Annotated in this window: 13 protein-coding genes; 3 read left to right on the top strand and 10 right to left on the bottom strand. The window is 59.5% G+C overall.

What is annotated here, in order from left to right:
• The first annotated feature begins 94 nt into the window (after positions 1 to 94).
• The gene (locus JFT63_RS22975; RefSeq protein ID WP_057704110.1) at positions 95 to 547 is read left to right on the top strand and encodes a GNAT family N-acetyltransferase; all 453 of its coding nucleotides are present in this window, start codon (positions 95 to 97) and stop codon (positions 545 to 547) included.
• 6 nt (positions 548 to 553) lie between these two features.
• Here the strand turns inward: JFT63_RS22975 and JFT63_RS22980 are convergent, their stop codons facing one another.
• Complete coding sequence (locus JFT63_RS22980) at positions 554 to 1,048, bottom strand: DUF2938 domain-containing protein (RefSeq protein ID WP_057704109.1); 495 nt, start codon at positions 1,046 to 1,048, stop codon at positions 554 to 556.
• Between the two features lie 81 nt (positions 1,049 to 1,129).
• Here JFT63_RS22980 and JFT63_RS22985 point away from each other — a divergent pair, with 81 nt between their 5' ends.
• Together JFT63_RS22985 and JFT63_RS22990 are read left to right on the top strand one after the other, a co-directional pair.
• On the top strand, positions 1,130 to 1,579 hold the full coding sequence (locus tag JFT63_RS22985; protein ID WP_057704108.1) for a helix-turn-helix domain-containing protein: 450 nt from the start codon (positions 1,130 to 1,132) through the stop codon (positions 1,577 to 1,579).
• A complete protein-coding gene (locus tag JFT63_RS22990) occupies positions 1,576 to 2,025 on the top strand; it encodes an N-acetyltransferase (protein ID WP_057704107.1) in 450 nt (149 codons plus the stop codon). The genes JFT63_RS22985 and JFT63_RS22990 overlap by 4 nt, the downstream gene beginning before the upstream one ends.
• On the opposite strand, the gene JFT63_RS22995 is transcribed toward JFT63_RS22990, so the two are convergent.
• From JFT63_RS22995 to JFT63_RS23035, 9 genes are all read right to left on the bottom strand, one after another.
• Positions 1,968 to 2,420, bottom strand: a complete 453-nt coding sequence (locus tag JFT63_RS22995) for a hypothetical protein (protein WP_057704106.1) — start codon at positions 2,418 to 2,420, stop codon at positions 1,968 to 1,970. The genes JFT63_RS22990 and JFT63_RS22995 overlap by 58 nt on opposite strands.
• Before the next feature lie 11 nt (positions 2,421 to 2,431).
• Complete coding sequence (locus JFT63_RS23000; RefSeq protein ID WP_057704105.1) at positions 2,432 to 3,556, bottom strand: fimbrial protein; 1,125 nt, start codon at positions 3,554 to 3,556, stop codon at positions 2,432 to 2,434.
• Positions 3,553 to 6,150, bottom strand: a complete 2,598-nt coding sequence (locus tag JFT63_RS23005; RefSeq protein WP_082629691.1) for a fimbria/pilus outer membrane usher protein — start codon at positions 6,148 to 6,150, stop codon at positions 3,553 to 3,555. Before JFT63_RS23005 ends, JFT63_RS23000 begins: the two co-directional genes overlap by 4 nt.
• A 33-nt stretch (positions 6,151 to 6,183) precedes the next feature.
• Positions 6,184 to 6,930, bottom strand: a complete 747-nt coding sequence (locus JFT63_RS23010) for a fimbria/pilus periplasmic chaperone (protein ID WP_198844841.1) — start codon at positions 6,928 to 6,930, stop codon at positions 6,184 to 6,186.
• Between the two features lie 72 nt (positions 6,931 to 7,002).
• Positions 7,003 to 7,551 (bottom strand): fimbrial protein, encoded by a 549-nt coding sequence (locus JFT63_RS23015; RefSeq protein ID WP_057704103.1) that lies wholly within the window; start codon positions 7,549 to 7,551, stop codon positions 7,003 to 7,005.
• 277 nt (positions 7,552 to 7,828) lie between these two features.
• Complete coding sequence (locus tag JFT63_RS23020) at positions 7,829 to 10,162, bottom strand: ATP-binding protein (protein WP_198844842.1); 2,334 nt, start codon at positions 10,160 to 10,162, stop codon at positions 7,829 to 7,831.
• Positions 10,162 to 12,549, bottom strand: coding sequence for an ATP-binding protein (locus JFT63_RS23025; RefSeq protein WP_198844843.1), 2,388 nt, complete (start codon positions 12,547 to 12,549; stop codon positions 10,162 to 10,164). The genes JFT63_RS23020 and JFT63_RS23025 overlap by 1 nt, the downstream gene beginning before the upstream one ends.
• The gene (locus JFT63_RS23030; RefSeq protein ID WP_198707245.1) at positions 12,546 to 13,211 is read right to left on the bottom strand and encodes a response regulator transcription factor; all 666 of its coding nucleotides are present in this window, start codon (positions 13,209 to 13,211) and stop codon (positions 12,546 to 12,548) included. Before JFT63_RS23030 ends, JFT63_RS23025 begins: the two co-directional genes overlap by 4 nt.
• 139 nt (positions 13,212 to 13,350) lie before the next feature.
• A complete protein-coding gene (locus JFT63_RS23035; protein ID WP_057704100.1) occupies positions 13,351 to 14,016 on the bottom strand; it encodes a response regulator transcription factor in 666 nt (221 codons plus the stop codon).
• Positions 14,017 to 14,168: the final 152 nt, after the last annotated feature.

The raw sequence follows: 14,168 nt of genomic DNA on the forward strand, positions 1-14,168 counted from the left end.
TGCGTAATAAAAATGTGCTATCCCTATGCGCTAGGGACTCATACATGAACGTGAAGCCGGCACTCGCCACGTAGAAGAAAAAACCAGAACGCCCATGACTGAACACCGCTCCCCCACCGCCACAGAGTGGCTGATCCGCCAGGCCCAACCCGACGACGTACACGCCCTGGTTGAACTGGACGCCTACGCGGCTGCCCATGCCCACCGCCGCGTGTTTATCCACGACGCCGTGGTTAACCAGCAATGCCTGGTGGCAGCCAACGACCACGCGTGCGCCGGGTACCTGGTGCTCACCCACGACTTTTTCGATCACGGCTTTATTGCCCTTGTGGTGGTATCACCGACCTGCCAGCGCCAGGGTGTGGCCCTGCGCCTGCTGGCGGCGGCCGAGGCGGCCTGCAAGACGCCGAAGTTGTTCGCCTCCACCAACGCCTCCAACCACGCGTCCCAGGCATTGATGACAAAGGCCGGATTCATACCCAGCGGGCAAATCGAGAACCTCGACGAAGACGACCCCGAGTGCGTGTACGTCAAATTCCTGCGCTGATCTGCATCAGACCCAGGCCCAGGCGATCACCCACGCCGCCAGGTAAAGACCCACACCAAACACGCCGTGGTTGATCAGGCTACGCAGTCGGTTCTTGCCTGGCGTCGGCGTCCTGGACGACGCAAACCCGGCCCCCATGGCCGGCTGTATCACAAACAGCGGAACGGCCACTGTCACAACACCCCACGCCAGTGCAGGTACAAAAGTCGGCGCCAGCAACCACGCATCGCCTTCAATCCACACCAGCACCCACGCGAACACCACTCCGGTGACGTAATGCGCGATCCAACCCAGGGCTACTTCACCTCGAACGGGAAGCGCTTGCCCAATGCTTGAGTGCGCAAATCGCCCCCGGCACGCATGGCCGACCCAACGGCCTACGAACGCAAAATTCAGGGTCGGAACGCCAAGCACCTTCATCAGCAGCATCCACATATCCATCACCACGGTAGCCCCTGCCCCCAACAACACCACCTGCGCAACCCCTTCCAACGCTGTCATACCTACCTCTTAGTCATGGACCCATTCAACCTGCGCAGGCATCATAGAAGTTGAAGTCAACTTCAAGTCAATGGTCTGCCAATGGATATCACCGAGGTCGTCAAACGCACGGGCATTGCTGCCCATACGCTGCGTTTTTATGAAAAGAAGGGGTTGATTACATCGACCAGCCCGCCCGGTGCTCGCCGTCATTTCGCAGCAGCGGTCGTTGAGCAGTTGGCGGTCATCGCCCTCGGGCAGGCGGGTGGCCTGTCGCTGGACGAGATACACGCCATGCTGTCACCCAATGGCCAGGCCAATGTGGATAGAGCGGTGCTGCTGTCCAAGGCCGACGAGATTGATGCCACGGTCAAACACCTGCAGGCGATGAGCCGGGGCTTGCGCCATGCGGCCGCCTGCCCTGCCCCCAACCACGCACAATGCCCGACTTTTCGCCGCCTACTCACCATCGCAGCAGCAGGAACCTTCAAGCGCGGCGGCGCCGGTCTCGCCAGGGTTCGGCCTGCTCACTCAAACACTGAGGCACTATGATTCGCCACTTTCAACCTGCCGACCTGGAACCCGTCCTGGATATTTGGCTGCAAGCGTCCATCCTGGCCCACCACTTTATCGACCCCGCCTTCTGGCATGACCAACTGGGCGCCATGCGCGAGGTCTACCTGCCCAGCGCCGTGACCCGTGTGTTTGAAGCCGACGGGAAAGTGCTGGGCTTCAGTTGCGTATATGAAGACACCCTGGCGGCGCTGTTTGTCGCGCCTGAGCATCAGGGCAGTGGTATCGGTACACAATTGCTCAAGGACGCGCAGGCAGCCAGAACCTCACTTCAACTGAGCGTGTATTCGCAGAATGTTCCCAGCCTTCACTTCTACAAGAAGCACGGTTTTATCGCACTCAGAGAGCAACGGGACGAACACACAGGTCACCCTGAAACAGTGATGGGCTGGGCGCCTGATGGATTATTTGACCCACTGCCCTGATTACTCCAACCCGTATTGCACTCGACCTTTCCCATAAACGCCGCCAGCGCCTCCGGATCAGGCAACGGCGCCGCGCTGATCAGCACGTTGGGCACATGGCACCACGCAAGCGCGGGCGAAGCGCGTTCGCCCTGACCATAGATCAACACATGACGAATCTGTGGGTTGTCCCTGATGAACCAGAGCAAATCGAATTTCACGCTGTGCGCCAGGGCGGCATTGATGATCAGCACATCCAGCGGCGTATCGCCGAACTCCACAGCACTGAAGACTTCATCCAGCCGATGTATCGGCGCGATACGGTAATAGCCCAACTGGTTCAACGCCCGCTCGATTTTCAAGCGAAAGAAGTGCTGCCCATCGGCAATCAGAATGCGTAGCGCTTTATTGGTCATGTTCCCACCGCTCACTGATAAATGATCGTGAAGGTTGCCGACGCATTCGCCGGCCCCGGCGTGACCTTGGCCCCGGTTTGCAGGTAGCGCGCTCGCAGTGGGATGGCATAGCTGCTTTCGGTACTCCTGAGGGTCAGGCCCGTGTTTTGATTGATCGCCAATGGCAGGGCAACGCTGTTGCTGGTAGCGACCTGAATGCCGACGCCCGTCGCGGCAGGCGCGGTGCCGGCCGCGCTCGGGTCGAGGCTCAGAATGCCGTTGCCTGCATTGATGGCCGTCCGAGCCGGGTCGATGCGGTATTGCAGTGTGTTGTTGACGCGGGTTCCGCTGGTGCCGGTGCCTGTGGGTGAGCTACCGCCTTGCGAAATCCAGCCGGGACCCGCGGCGGAGAATATGCCGTTGAACGCCGGGCAGTCATTTAGCGCAATGGAGAAGTCCGTCCAGCCGGTGGAGCTGTTGAGGCCAGTGAATTTGTTGACCAGGTGGGTGCCCATGGGCACCGAGACATCCGGTGTGCTGCAGGTGCGCGAGACGATCTGGATGCTGCCGGAAATGCCCATCCTGAAGCCGGTCATTCTGGCGTCGCCGAAATTGCCGAACAGATTCACGATCGGCAATGTGTTGCCCACCAGCACGCCCGGCGTCACCTCGCCGATCTTGATCAAGATCAGTTCAAAGTTCGAAGGCCCGTCAAACGGCACGATGCATCTGAAACCATCCGAACACGTGGTCCATGCCTTGGTGCTTTGCCTGGGCAGCGGGCCACCGTTGCTATTGAAAGCAACGCCCAATCCGGGAAGGCTGGTTTTGTAGACCTTATTGGCATAAGTGCCACTGGTCACATTGGCCAGGGCCTGGCTGGATTCAACGGTAAGGTCGGTCCACTGCTGAAACGGCGCGACAAGACATTCCAGCTTCACTGCCTGGCCCAAGGCCATACTGAACTTCTGACGGTAAACCTCAGTGCCCACCGGCACATCCCGCCCGACGGTGATAGCCGAGATTTGCAACGGCATGGAGCCCACGGCAGGCCGGGTACCTTCCATGTAGGAACAAGTGACCGCCATGGCCGTGCCGGCCGTGGCCCACAAGGCCACACCCAACAACCCCAGTTTGATCAAAGAGCCGATATTCATAACGCTACCTTTTGCTGGGTGTTGGGCTGCACGCTGTCAGCGACCTGTTTGCCGGCTGCACACACGGCGTCCACTTGTTGCAGTTGTTGCCCATCGCCGGGGCCAGGCGGGATCGTCAGCGCACACTGCTGCTGCGCCTGGCTGCCCCAGTTGACCAGCAAGCGGCGCGTTTCGGGTTTGATTCGCGCATACAGTTGACCGCCCTGCCCGACCACGCCCACGGTGGCCCCCTCGCCATCGGTCACGCCCGCGCCGAAGGGCAAGCTGCTGCCGTCGTCCAGGCGCACATTGAGCAACACCGCGCGGCCCTGGTTGGTGGTGTATTTGAGGTGCACGACTGCACCGGCACGCGGTGCGGTCTGTTGGCTGGTTTCACTTAGCTCTACGTCCAGAGAGCTGCCGATCGGGTCGATCGCCACCTCGTTCAATTCATACGGGCGCAGGTAGGGCACCACGGCGTTGCCGCTGCCGTCGAGCCTCAGGCCCGGATAGCCGGAGACCTTCGCGCCCTCGGCGCCTGGGGCGCTGACCACGGCCATGGTTTCGCCGCGATAAGGCGTCATGGTCACCCCGTCGGCATGGGCTACCATAGTGCCGCTGGCGCCCACCGACGCGCTGGTATAGCCATCGCCCCGGCCCAGGGCGGCACTGAGCATGGCGCGGGCGCCGGTGTACTGGCCGTTGAGGGCTGCGCTCTTGGTATTGCTGCCACCGTCATGGCCGAAGGTAGCGCCGTAGCCGTACTGGCGGTCCTCGCCGGCGGTGCCGCTGATACCCGCCTGCTCGCTGTAATGGCCTCGGGTGTCCCGGCCCAGCTGTGCCGTCACTTGCGGCCCATAGCCCGGACCGCCGAATTCCAGGGGCATGCTCATGGTCAGCAGAAAACTGTTTTCCATATCGCCCAGGCCCATCCGGCTGCGGTTGGCGTTCAGGCTGAAACTCACCCGGTTGAACTGCTTGCTGTAGCTGAACTGGTACTGCACGTCGCTGCCCTGCTGGTTCCAGTAGTTCTGGGCATAGCCGCTGATCGACACCTGACCCCAGGGCCCGAAGCTTTGGTCGGCGGTGACTGACAAGCGGCTGCGCGGGCGGCCGAACTCGCTGGTGTCCCAACCGTTTTTTTCGGCATCGAGCAGCTGCACGGCATTGCTGAAGTCCAGGTAGTCACGGGTAGAAAAACGATAGGCCGCTACCGAAAAGTTACTGCCGGTACTGAGGATGTTCTTGCTGTAGGACAGGCGCATGCTCTGCCCCTTTGCCCGGCCGGCAGCCAAATCGGTCTGCGCGTGCGTCACGTCCACCGCCATGGCGCCAATCGGCGTGCCGAACGCTACGCCTGTGAGGATGGCCGCGTAGTCATCGCTCGATTGCACACCGCCAAAGCCGGTGAAGGTGTTGTTCAGGCCATATTGCAGCGTGCCTTGCAGCAGGCGCGTCTGCTCGTCAACGAAGTTGTTGCGGGTTTCCCCGGCGGTGACACTGAAACGCGAGGTGCCAGGGCGCAGCAACTGGCTGACCGAGGCGTAGGGCACAATAAAGTTTTGTTCGGTACCGTCCGCCTCGGCCACGCTCACGTTGAGGTCGCCGCCGTAGCCGGTGGAGTACAGATCGTCAATCACGAAGGCGCCGGGGGCGACCGTGGTTTCCAGCAGCACGTTACCCGCCTGGCGAACGGTGACGCGTGCGTTGGTGCGCGCGATACCTCGAATAACTGGAGCGTACCCGCGCATGGAATCGGGCAACATGCGGTCATCACTGGCCAACTGCACGCCGCGATAAGACAAGGTGTCGAAGATCTCACCGCTGGTGTTGGACTCACCCACAGTCAGCTGGCTTTTCAGCGCAGTGATATCGCGTTGCGCGTAGCTGTCCAACGCCTGGTACTGGCTACCGTTGCGCGATTGCCAGCTCATCGAGGCATTGTGACGCAAGCGCCAGTCGCCCAGATTGAGGCCGGCATTGAGCCCCAGGAACGCCGAGTCATTGGTGCCGCTGCGGGTGCGGTTGCGATTGGCATTGAAGTTATAACTGAGCATCCCTGCAGTGACGCCACGGTCCCACAGCTCAGGGCTGACGTAGCCGCGCGAGTTACGCTTCAAGGCCGCCTGAGGGATGCTGAGGTCAAGTGCCTGGTTCTCCGGGGAGAAGTTCGCACTGGCGCCCTGAATCAAACTGCTCAACGCCGCGCAGCCTGGCCCCTCAAGCGCCTGGCTGGCTTCGGGTGACAGTTTGGCGATATTCACACCCTGGCGCTCAAGCAAGCCATGGTCCATGCACACCACCGGCTTGCTGCCGTCGGGCTGAGCCTCGATACGAATGTCCTGGCGACTGTTCAACTGGCCGTTGAGCATAACGTCCGCACGGTACTGCCCCGGGGTCACCGGGTTGCCGGCCTGGTATTTGCCGAGGTCAAGATTGCGTGAGTCTTCCGGCAGGAATGCATCGTTGAACTGCACCTCTTGCGCCAACGCGGCGTGGACGCCCCAGGCGCCTGGCGTGACGGCCAATACCTTGAGTATCAAGCGGGTGAGCGGATTCAGGGCGAAGCGAGGCTGCGCCCCCAGGAGCGGCCTGGAGCGGGAAGAGGTCTGCATAAATGACTCGCGGGTAAAGACGTCAGGAATGGTTCAGGGCTTGAGTGCTGTCCGAGTCGGGACCAGCGCGCCGTAATCGTTGATTGCGCTGAACTCCACCTGTGCGCCTGGGGCTGGTCGGGTTTTAAGAGTCGGCAGCGGGAATTGCCGGGTTTGACCCGGGCCCACCATGCCGTCCTCACTGCGCGCACGCTGACCGCCGGCCACCAAATCCAGTTCGACGAGCGATACGTGAAACGCCGACGGGTTGAACGCTTGCAGGGCCAGGCCCTGGCCATCGCGGGCCGTCACCAGTTGCCACTGCACCTGCTCGATCGCTTCGCTGGCGGTGCCTGCAAGGCCCGTCGGGCGGTAGAACAATTTGATCCGTGAACGGAAGGCCATTTGCAGAGTATTCACGTCTGCCCCGGCCTCAGGTTTGGGCGGTATTTCCAGCACGTTGAGCCAGAACACCGACTCCTTGTCCTGGGGCAGCGCTGTCCCGGTAAACAATACGCGCAGGCTTTGGCCCTTGGTCGGGTCGATACGCGCCACCGGAGGCGAAAGCAGAAACGGCGCCTTGGAGCTGGTGGGCGTGGACTCCACACTGCCGGTGTCAATCCACGCTTGCATCAACGCGGGTTGAGTACCGTTGTTATTGAGTTTTACTGTGACTTCTTTCTGGTCTGCCGGGTAAATCACGCGGGTGCCAGTGATCACCACACCTGCCAGCGCCTGGGAACACCCAAACGCGACAAGGCTTGCCAGAAGCATTTGTTTAAATGGAAGTATGCAAGGCATGACTTAGTCCCAATGCCGCCCCGAAAACACGCCCTTAAATAAACAACAGGGCGTGTAGTCATTACCGGCGACTTACTGATAATTGATGGAGTAAGTCACGTTGGTGATAACGGTGCCCGGCGTGGTCGCGGCTTGGGCGTAGTATTGAACAGCGTACGGCAGGTCTGCGCTGAGTGCGGTGGCGTCGATATCGATACGGCTGGTGGAAGCCACTTGTGCGGTGTCACCGGCTTTGATGGACTTGCCATTGGATGCGTCGATCAGTTGCAGTTGGACCTTGGTAGCATCGCCACTGGTGTTCTTCAGATTACCGCTGGCCGGATCAACCGAGCCACCGGCTTCAAAGAATGCAGCTGCGGTTTTCAGCGCTGCCGAGCATTTGCTCAACTGAATGCTGAAACCGGTCTGGCCGGCCACCTGACCAGCCGAGGTCAAGGAGGCAGTGGAGATAGTCGGCAGCGTGACGGTGGTGCCTGCCGAGCCGGCTGCCCCATTCACTGCAACCTGGCAGGTCTCGGCCTTCAGTTCGCCTTTGAAATTGATGGTGCCATCCGAAGCCATGGCAGCGGAGGTGGCGGTGGCGGCGACCAATGCAGCGAGGACGCGGGCTTTGTAATTCATGAGTAACTCCGAGAGAGCGATAAACCAGGTAAGTGAAGAAGTTTCCGGTGCTGGAGAACTTCTGTGTTGTTGCGCAGTGAAGTGTAGGGAGTCCACGCAACACCCAATATAGGAGTGCTCCTAAAAACAACTAAGCCACTCAATATTCCAACCAATTAACGCCTCTTTCCCTCGGTGCAAACTTACGCCCTTCAACTTATGTTTTTTATTGGGCCGCTCATGACTTCGTCTATAGGAGTGGTCCTAAAAAGCTGGCTATCGATGCAACGTAGACTATTTAATAACTGGCTGCAGTCCAGTCATCCATCATGAGACACAATTGACGCGCGACCGCCACCGTTGGCCAGCTCACTTCATCGTGCAACAACAACTCGACGTTTTCCGCACCCGCCGCAATCGCCGCCCAACCCACCGTTTTCGCAGCGCCCTGAAGCCGCTGCGCAGCCTGCATGGCAACCGAGCGGTCACGCAGGGCAACAGCGCTGAACAGACGGTTCATATCCGGGCGCAGCGCTTCCTGCGGCCCTTCCCGCTCATGCCCGCAGGCACCCTGCACCTGCGTCGCGGCTACCGGGACCTGATCGCACCACAGCTCAATCATTTGCTGCAATTTGTCCTGACGCACCGGCTTGCTCAGCACGCCGTCCAGGCCAGCCGCAAAACAGCGTTCAAGATAGGCATTGCCCGTCACCTGCGACATCGCAATGATTGGGCAATGCCCGCGCTGTTGTTGGTGCTCCACGTCGCGCAAAGGGCCGCTCAGGTTGAACGCCTGGTGCTCATCGATCAGTACCAGAGCAACCCGGTGCTCACTGAAGAGCGCCAGCGCCTCGTCATCATCGACCGCCAGCAGTACACCCAGGCCAAAACCTTGAAGCAGGGCTTTCACTGCTTGCTGATCGGCATACTCACCCTCCAACACCAGCACCCAGAATGAAACCTCTATAGGCGCTGCAACAGGATCTGCCGCCTGCACTGGCGACTCAAGCGCGCCAGCCCACTCGACGGGCAACCTCACTTCGACTTGGGTGCCGCTCCCCGGCACGCTGCTCAACGTCAGCTCGCCCTGCATCAGCTTCAGCAACCGGCGACAGATCACCAGCCCCAAACCGCTGCCGCCGCTGCGCTTGAATGACTGCCTGGCGCGGGCATAAGGCCGAAACAGCGCAGCTTGCGCCTGGTCGGACAAACCAATGCCGGTGTCGACCACGCGTATCAACGCCTGCGAAGTTGCCCCCGGCTGTGCGTCGGGCAGCAGCAGTTGCACCTCAACCCCGCCGTGCTCGGTGAACTTGATGGCGTTGGAAATCAGATTACGCAGCACCTGGGTCACTCGCTGGTCATCAAGCAGTGCTGAAACAACGGGACGTTGACCGGTCAATGTCAACGTCAGCCTCTTTTCCTCGGCATAGCCTCGGTAATCATCCACCTGCTGTTGCAGCAGTGACCACAGGTCCACCGGCTCAAGGTTGAGCCGCAATTGCCCGGCCTCCATTTTGGAGATATCCAGCACATCGTCTACCAGGCGCAGCAAGGTGTTGGCGCCGGTATTGGCCAAGCCCGTGAAGTGCCGCTGTTGTTCGTCCAGCGGTGTGTGCTCAAGCAGCTCAACCGCCGCCAGCACTGCGTTCATCGGCGAGCGGATTTCATGGCTCATGACCGCCAGGAACATCGCTTTCTCGCGCTCGCGCTGCACCGCGCGCCGTCGCTGCAACCGGCTTTGCCACACCAGGATGACAAGTAACAGCACAATGGCCAGTAACAGCCACAACTCACCCGCGTAATGTACAGCGATGGACCTGATGGTCGGGATATCCAGGTTCATGTCGGCAAACCAGGCGTCGAAGATCGCCTTGCGCTCATCGCCGGTGATCGAGGCCAATGCTTTCTCCAGGATCGACAGCAAGATTTCATCGCTGTCGCGCACCGCCATGCTGACACCCGTGTGCAATTGGGGCACCACGCCGGATATCTGCAATACGCCCTGGTACTGGCGGGAAAGATACGGGATCAACAACCACTCCGAAGCGATGGCGGCGTCTGCCTTGCCGTCCTTGACCATCGCCATCATGTCTACGGCGTTCTGCGCGGTGATGATCGTGACTCCCGGGGCCTCGTGGCGCAGGAATGCGCCATAGACTTCGCGTCCCAACATGACTAACCGTTTGTGAGCAAGCTGTTGCAGACCTGCCAGGGGCTGATCGCCGAAACGACTGACAAGGATCGTCGAACTGGTGTTGTAAGGCAGGGTGTAAAGCATCCCACGATCCTGGGCCGGGTCGTCGGAGCGGCGTCGAGTGGACAAGATGTCGACCTCACCGCTGATCAGCATATCCTTGCGTGCGCTGCGCGTGGTGGTCAGCACCGGTTGGAAATGCAGGCCGGTACGCAGGCCGATCAGCTTCAGGTATTTGGCCGACATGCCGCGCAGTTGGCCGCCGCTCATGTATTCGAAAGGCAGCAGGTCCTCGAACACACCCACACGCAGCACCGGATTGGCAGCGATCCAGGCCACCTCCTGTTGTGTCAACGTCATGGGTGGCGAACTGGCGTACACGCCAACCGACGCCGCAAGGCACACTAACGCCAGTACCAGCAGCAGGCGCCGCATCAGCGTGCCGTCCGTTGCACACGTGTCGCCTGCAGGACGTCGAGCACTGTATCGCCGCTCAAAGCGGCCCAATGCTGCAGCAACGGTTGCAAGGCCTGGGCGTGCACCGCGCCCCACTCATGTTCGCCATACAGCAGACGCTCCATGTATTCAGCGGCCTGCGCCAGTGCCGACCATTCCATGATCAACGCCGCGCCGTGCAATCGATGAGCCACGTGCTGCGCCGATCCGCGATCACACAGGGCGACGGCTTTGACCAGGTTTGCCAGGTCGCCGGCCATTTCACGGTTGATTGAGGCTAGATCCAGCAAAGGCGCCATCAAGCTGGTGCTCGGCGCAGCCAGCTTGACCCCACACCAGCGCTCAATGACCTCGGATAACTGCCCAAGGCGTATGGGCTTGCTCAACGTCGCGTCCATGCCCGCCTCGATACAGCGTTGCAGATGACGGTCGCCGGTCAGGGCAGAGATGGCGATAATCGGGCTGCGTGCGCGCCCCAATTGTATTTCCAGGGCACGTAATCTGCGCACCAGCCCATAGCCATCCTCATCGGGCAAATCGCAGTCCATCAGCACCAGGTCATAGACGGTTTCCCTGAACAGGAGCCAGGCTTGCGCAGCGTCGGCAGCAATCACTGGCTGACAGTCAAACGCGCTGATCTGCGCGCGCAATACCTCCTGGTTGGCATAAGTATCTTCCACCACCAGAATCTGCAGCCCGCTGGTGGTTGGCTGGGTTGAGGGGGCAGCTTGCGCCAGCAAGACAGGTGCTTGCTCGCCGATGCTCACCGGTAAGTGGATAGTCACTGTGGTGCCCGTGCCCTGCTCGCTGGTCAGCGTCAATGTTCCGTGCATCAAATCCACCAACTGTCGACAAATCATCAGGCCCAACCCGGTACCCCCTGTGCGCCTGGAAGACTCGCGGGCCTGGGCATAGGGCTGAAACAGGGCGGCCTGCATTGCCTCTGAAATGCCGACGCCACTGTCGCGAACTTCAATCTGCAATTGCGGGCTGCCGTCCGGTAAAGTCGCCAACGCCACATCAATGTCGATACTGCCCGTGTCGGTAAACTTGATGGCATTGGAAATCAGGTTATGGAAGATCTGCGTGAGCCGGGAGCTGTCGAGCAGCAACAGGGGCAGTTGCGCCTGAATATGGCTGTTCAAGCTCAGGTTTTTTTCTCGCGCACGCAGTCGATGCAGGCCAACTACGCCTTGAACCAATGCCGACACGTCGATTGCCTCAAAGGCCAGCCCGGGCAGTTTGGCGACCGAGCCGGGCCTGTCCAGCACATCATCGAGCAGGCGCGCCAGGGCGTTGACGCCACTGTTGGCCAAATTGGCCAAATGGCGCTGCTGCTGGTTGAGCCGGGTGTGCCCAAGCAACTCCATCGCTGCCAGCACGGCGTTCATCGGTGAGCGGATTTCATGCCCCATCACGGCCAGGAACATGGTTTTTTCCTGCTCACCAAGTACGGCCAGGTGCCGCTGGCGCTGGCCGCGATACACCAGAGCGCACAGGCTGACCAACACCAGCGTGCCAAGGATCAGCACATGCGAATAATGGGCGGCGATACTCGGCAATGAAGGGATATTAAGGTTCAGGTCCTGGTACCAACGCCCATACAGCGTGTTGCGTTGCTCGACGCTGATGGAGGCGAACACCTTTTCAAGGATTGAATACAGCATGACCTGGTCTGTACGGGTCGCGATGCTCACATCCAGCACCTGGCTGCCGAGCACACCGGATACTTCCAGAATGCCCTGGAACCGCTGGTACAGATAAGGCGTTAGAAACATGGCTGACGCGATTGCCGCGTCGGCGCTGCCGTTTTCAACGCGGGTCAGTATCTCCAGGGCCGAAGCGCTTTTTTTGAGATTTGCCTTCACCCCCCTTCGGCGGAATATTTGCTCGTAGTACGTCACATCCGGTATCGCTACGGTCTTGCCCTGCAATTGGTCAATATCGAAGACGTCGGGGCTATCAACACGCGTGACAATGATCGGTGAGGTCGATTCGTAAGTCAGCGTTTGAAGCTCCTTGGTGGTGGGTTCAGACCGGAAGCGCAAATAGGAGGACAGCAGGTCCACCTGTCCCCCCAGCAACATGTCTTCGCGCTCTGCCGGTGTCTTCCCGGGCAGGTAAGTGAACTGAAGGCCCGTCGCGGCTGTGACAACTTGCAAATACTCCGATGACCGCCCGTGCAATACCCCCGCGTCCATGTATTCGAAAGGAATCAGATCCTCAACCACCCCGACCCGTAATACCGGATGCGTCTGGATCCATTGCTTTTGCTCTGCACTCAGCTCGACCGGACCGGCCCTTACACCAGGCACCAGCATTATCAGCAAGCTCCATAACGCCACGGCGCACAGCCCCGTTTTCATGGTGTGCCGATGATCTTGTTAAGCTTGAACAGCTCATTGTTGGACGTCACCCCGAGCTTGCGGAATGCAGAGGTTTTTTGCGTGCTGATGGTTTTGATGCTGCGATTGAATTTCTCGGCAATTTCACTCACGGTCATGCCTGCCAGATAACAGCGAATGACTTCCTGCTCACGGCTGGTCAGCTCCGCCAACGCCAACGCGTCCCGCTCCTGCGCGGGGCTTGCACCTTTCTCACCTGTGACCGTTTCCGCCAGGCGATACGTCATGTCGGTGTTCAAATACACCGCACCCGCTGCGACTTTGCGAATCGCCTTCACCAACTGGCTCATGTCTTCGCCCTTACCCACGAAACCACGAGCCCCCACCCGCATAGCCAGGCCCACTGTCGCCGGATCATGATGACTGGACAAGATCAGAATATGGCAGTTGGGAAATTTGACGCGTAAAGCGCGGATCAGTGATACACCGTCCAACTCATTGGGATTAAGGGAGAAATCCAGAAGTAATAAATCTGCCGGCGCCGTAACAAGGCCTACAATTAAGTCGCGGCTTTTTTCATAAATGCCAACCACTTCAAAGTTCGCCTCGGCTGCCAACGTATTGGCAAGGCCATGTCGAACGACCGCGTGGTCATCCAATAACGCAATGCGTATGGTTTTCATCGTGATCGTACCCTCTCGGTCCGGCGCGCACCGCACCGTCGAAATACAGGGATAACTCATCGATACAACGTCTAATACGCACATGAGTATATGCAATAACCGCAAAATGACACGCGCACAGCAGATGAATTCGTGCCGCTCAAACCCCTTCGATAATATGCCTGATCCTGAATAACTCATTGTTCGACATCACCCCCAACTTGCGAAATGCGGCGGCTTTTTGCGAACTGATGGTTTTGATACTGCGGTGGAATTTTTCGGCGATTTCCGTGATGGTCATGCCGGCCAGGTAACACCGGATCACCTCCTGCTCGCGCGCAGAAAGGCTGACAAAGCGCAGGGCTTCATCCCGGCCTTTGCCCTCACCGTCGTAGCTCACAGCGGTGGCTTCCGCCACGCGGTAGGCCATGTCCGGGCTCAAGTACACCGCGCCCGAGGCCACCAGGCGGACTGCGCAGATCAACTGCTCCATGTCTTCGCCCTTGCCCAGAAACCCGCGTGCGCCCACCCGTAAAGCCAGAATTGCCGTCGCCGCATCGTGGTGCGTCGAAAAGATCAGGATCCGGCAGGTTGGAAACTTCACGCGCAGCGCGCGAATCAATGAAATACCATCCAGCTCGCAGGGGCCGAGCACAAAATCGAGCAGCAATATCTCAGCCGGTTCGGTCACCAGCCCTGCCATCAGATCACGGCTACGGCTATACACGCCGACCACTTCAAAGTCCGGTTCCTGTACCAGTCGACTGACTAAGCCATGTCGTACAATTGCATGATCATCCAGCAAAGCAATATGTAAACGTTTCATAGATCAAGGAACACTCTTTATAACGAGCAAAAAGACGAGAAGAGCAACTTTATCGATGGTTAATTAGTTCTCGACTTCTCAAGCGCAACGTTCGCCAGCCGAGCGACTATGCCTCGGCAGCAGGACGTTCAACAGCACTGAACAATTGAAAA

Origin of the sequence: Pseudomonas sp. MF7453 (genome assembly GCF_016405455.1) — a bacterium.
Taxonomy (GTDB): Bacteria; Pseudomonadota; Gammaproteobacteria; order Pseudomonadales; family Pseudomonadaceae; genus Aquipseudomonas; species Aquipseudomonas paralactis.

Bases quoted from the DNA above. Each gene is read 5' to 3' on its own strand.
- JFT63_RS22980 (WP_057704109.1), bottom strand. From the start codon at position 1,048: ATGACAGCGTTGGAAGGGGTTGCGCAGGTGGTGTTGTTGGGGGCAGGG.
- JFT63_RS22985 (WP_057704108.1), top strand. From the start codon at position 1,130: ATGGATATCACCGAGGTCGTCAAACGCACGGGCATTGCTGCCCATACG.
- JFT63_RS23015 (WP_057704103.1), bottom strand. From the start codon at position 7,551: ATGAATTACAAAGCCCGCGTCCTCGCTGCATTGGTCGCCGCCACCGCC.
- JFT63_RS23010 (WP_198844841.1), bottom strand. From the start codon at position 6,930: ATGCCTTGCATACTTCCATTTAAACAAATGCTTCTGGCAAGCCTTGTC.
- JFT63_RS23000 (WP_057704105.1), bottom strand. From the start codon at position 3,556: ATGAATATCGGCTCTTTGATCAAACTGGGGTTGTTGGGTGTGGCCTTG.
- JFT63_RS23005 (WP_082629691.1), bottom strand. From the start codon at position 6,150: ATGCAGACCTCTTCCCGCTCCAGGCCGCTCCTGGGGGCGCAGCCTCGC.
- JFT63_RS23020 (WP_198844842.1), bottom strand. From the start codon at position 10,162: ATGCGGCGCCTGCTGCTGGTACTGGCGTTAGTGTGCCTTGCGGCGTCG.
- JFT63_RS23035 (WP_057704100.1), bottom strand. From the start codon at position 14,016: ATGAAACGTTTACATATTGCTTTGCTGGATGATCATGCAATTGTACGA.
- JFT63_RS22975 (WP_057704110.1), top strand. From the start codon at position 95: ATGACTGAACACCGCTCCCCCACCGCCACAGAGTGGCTGATCCGCCAG.
- JFT63_RS23025 (WP_198844843.1), bottom strand. From the start codon at position 12,549: ATGAAAACGGGGCTGTGCGCCGTGGCGTTATGGAGCTTGCTGATAATG.
- JFT63_RS22995 (WP_057704106.1), bottom strand. From the start codon at position 2,420: ATGACCAATAAAGCGCTACGCATTCTGATTGCCGATGGGCAGCACTTC.
- JFT63_RS22990 (WP_057704107.1), top strand. From the start codon at position 1,576: ATGATTCGCCACTTTCAACCTGCCGACCTGGAACCCGTCCTGGATATT.
- JFT63_RS23030 (WP_198707245.1), bottom strand. From the start codon at position 13,211: ATGAAAACCATACGCATTGCGTTATTGGATGACCACGCGGTCGTTCGA.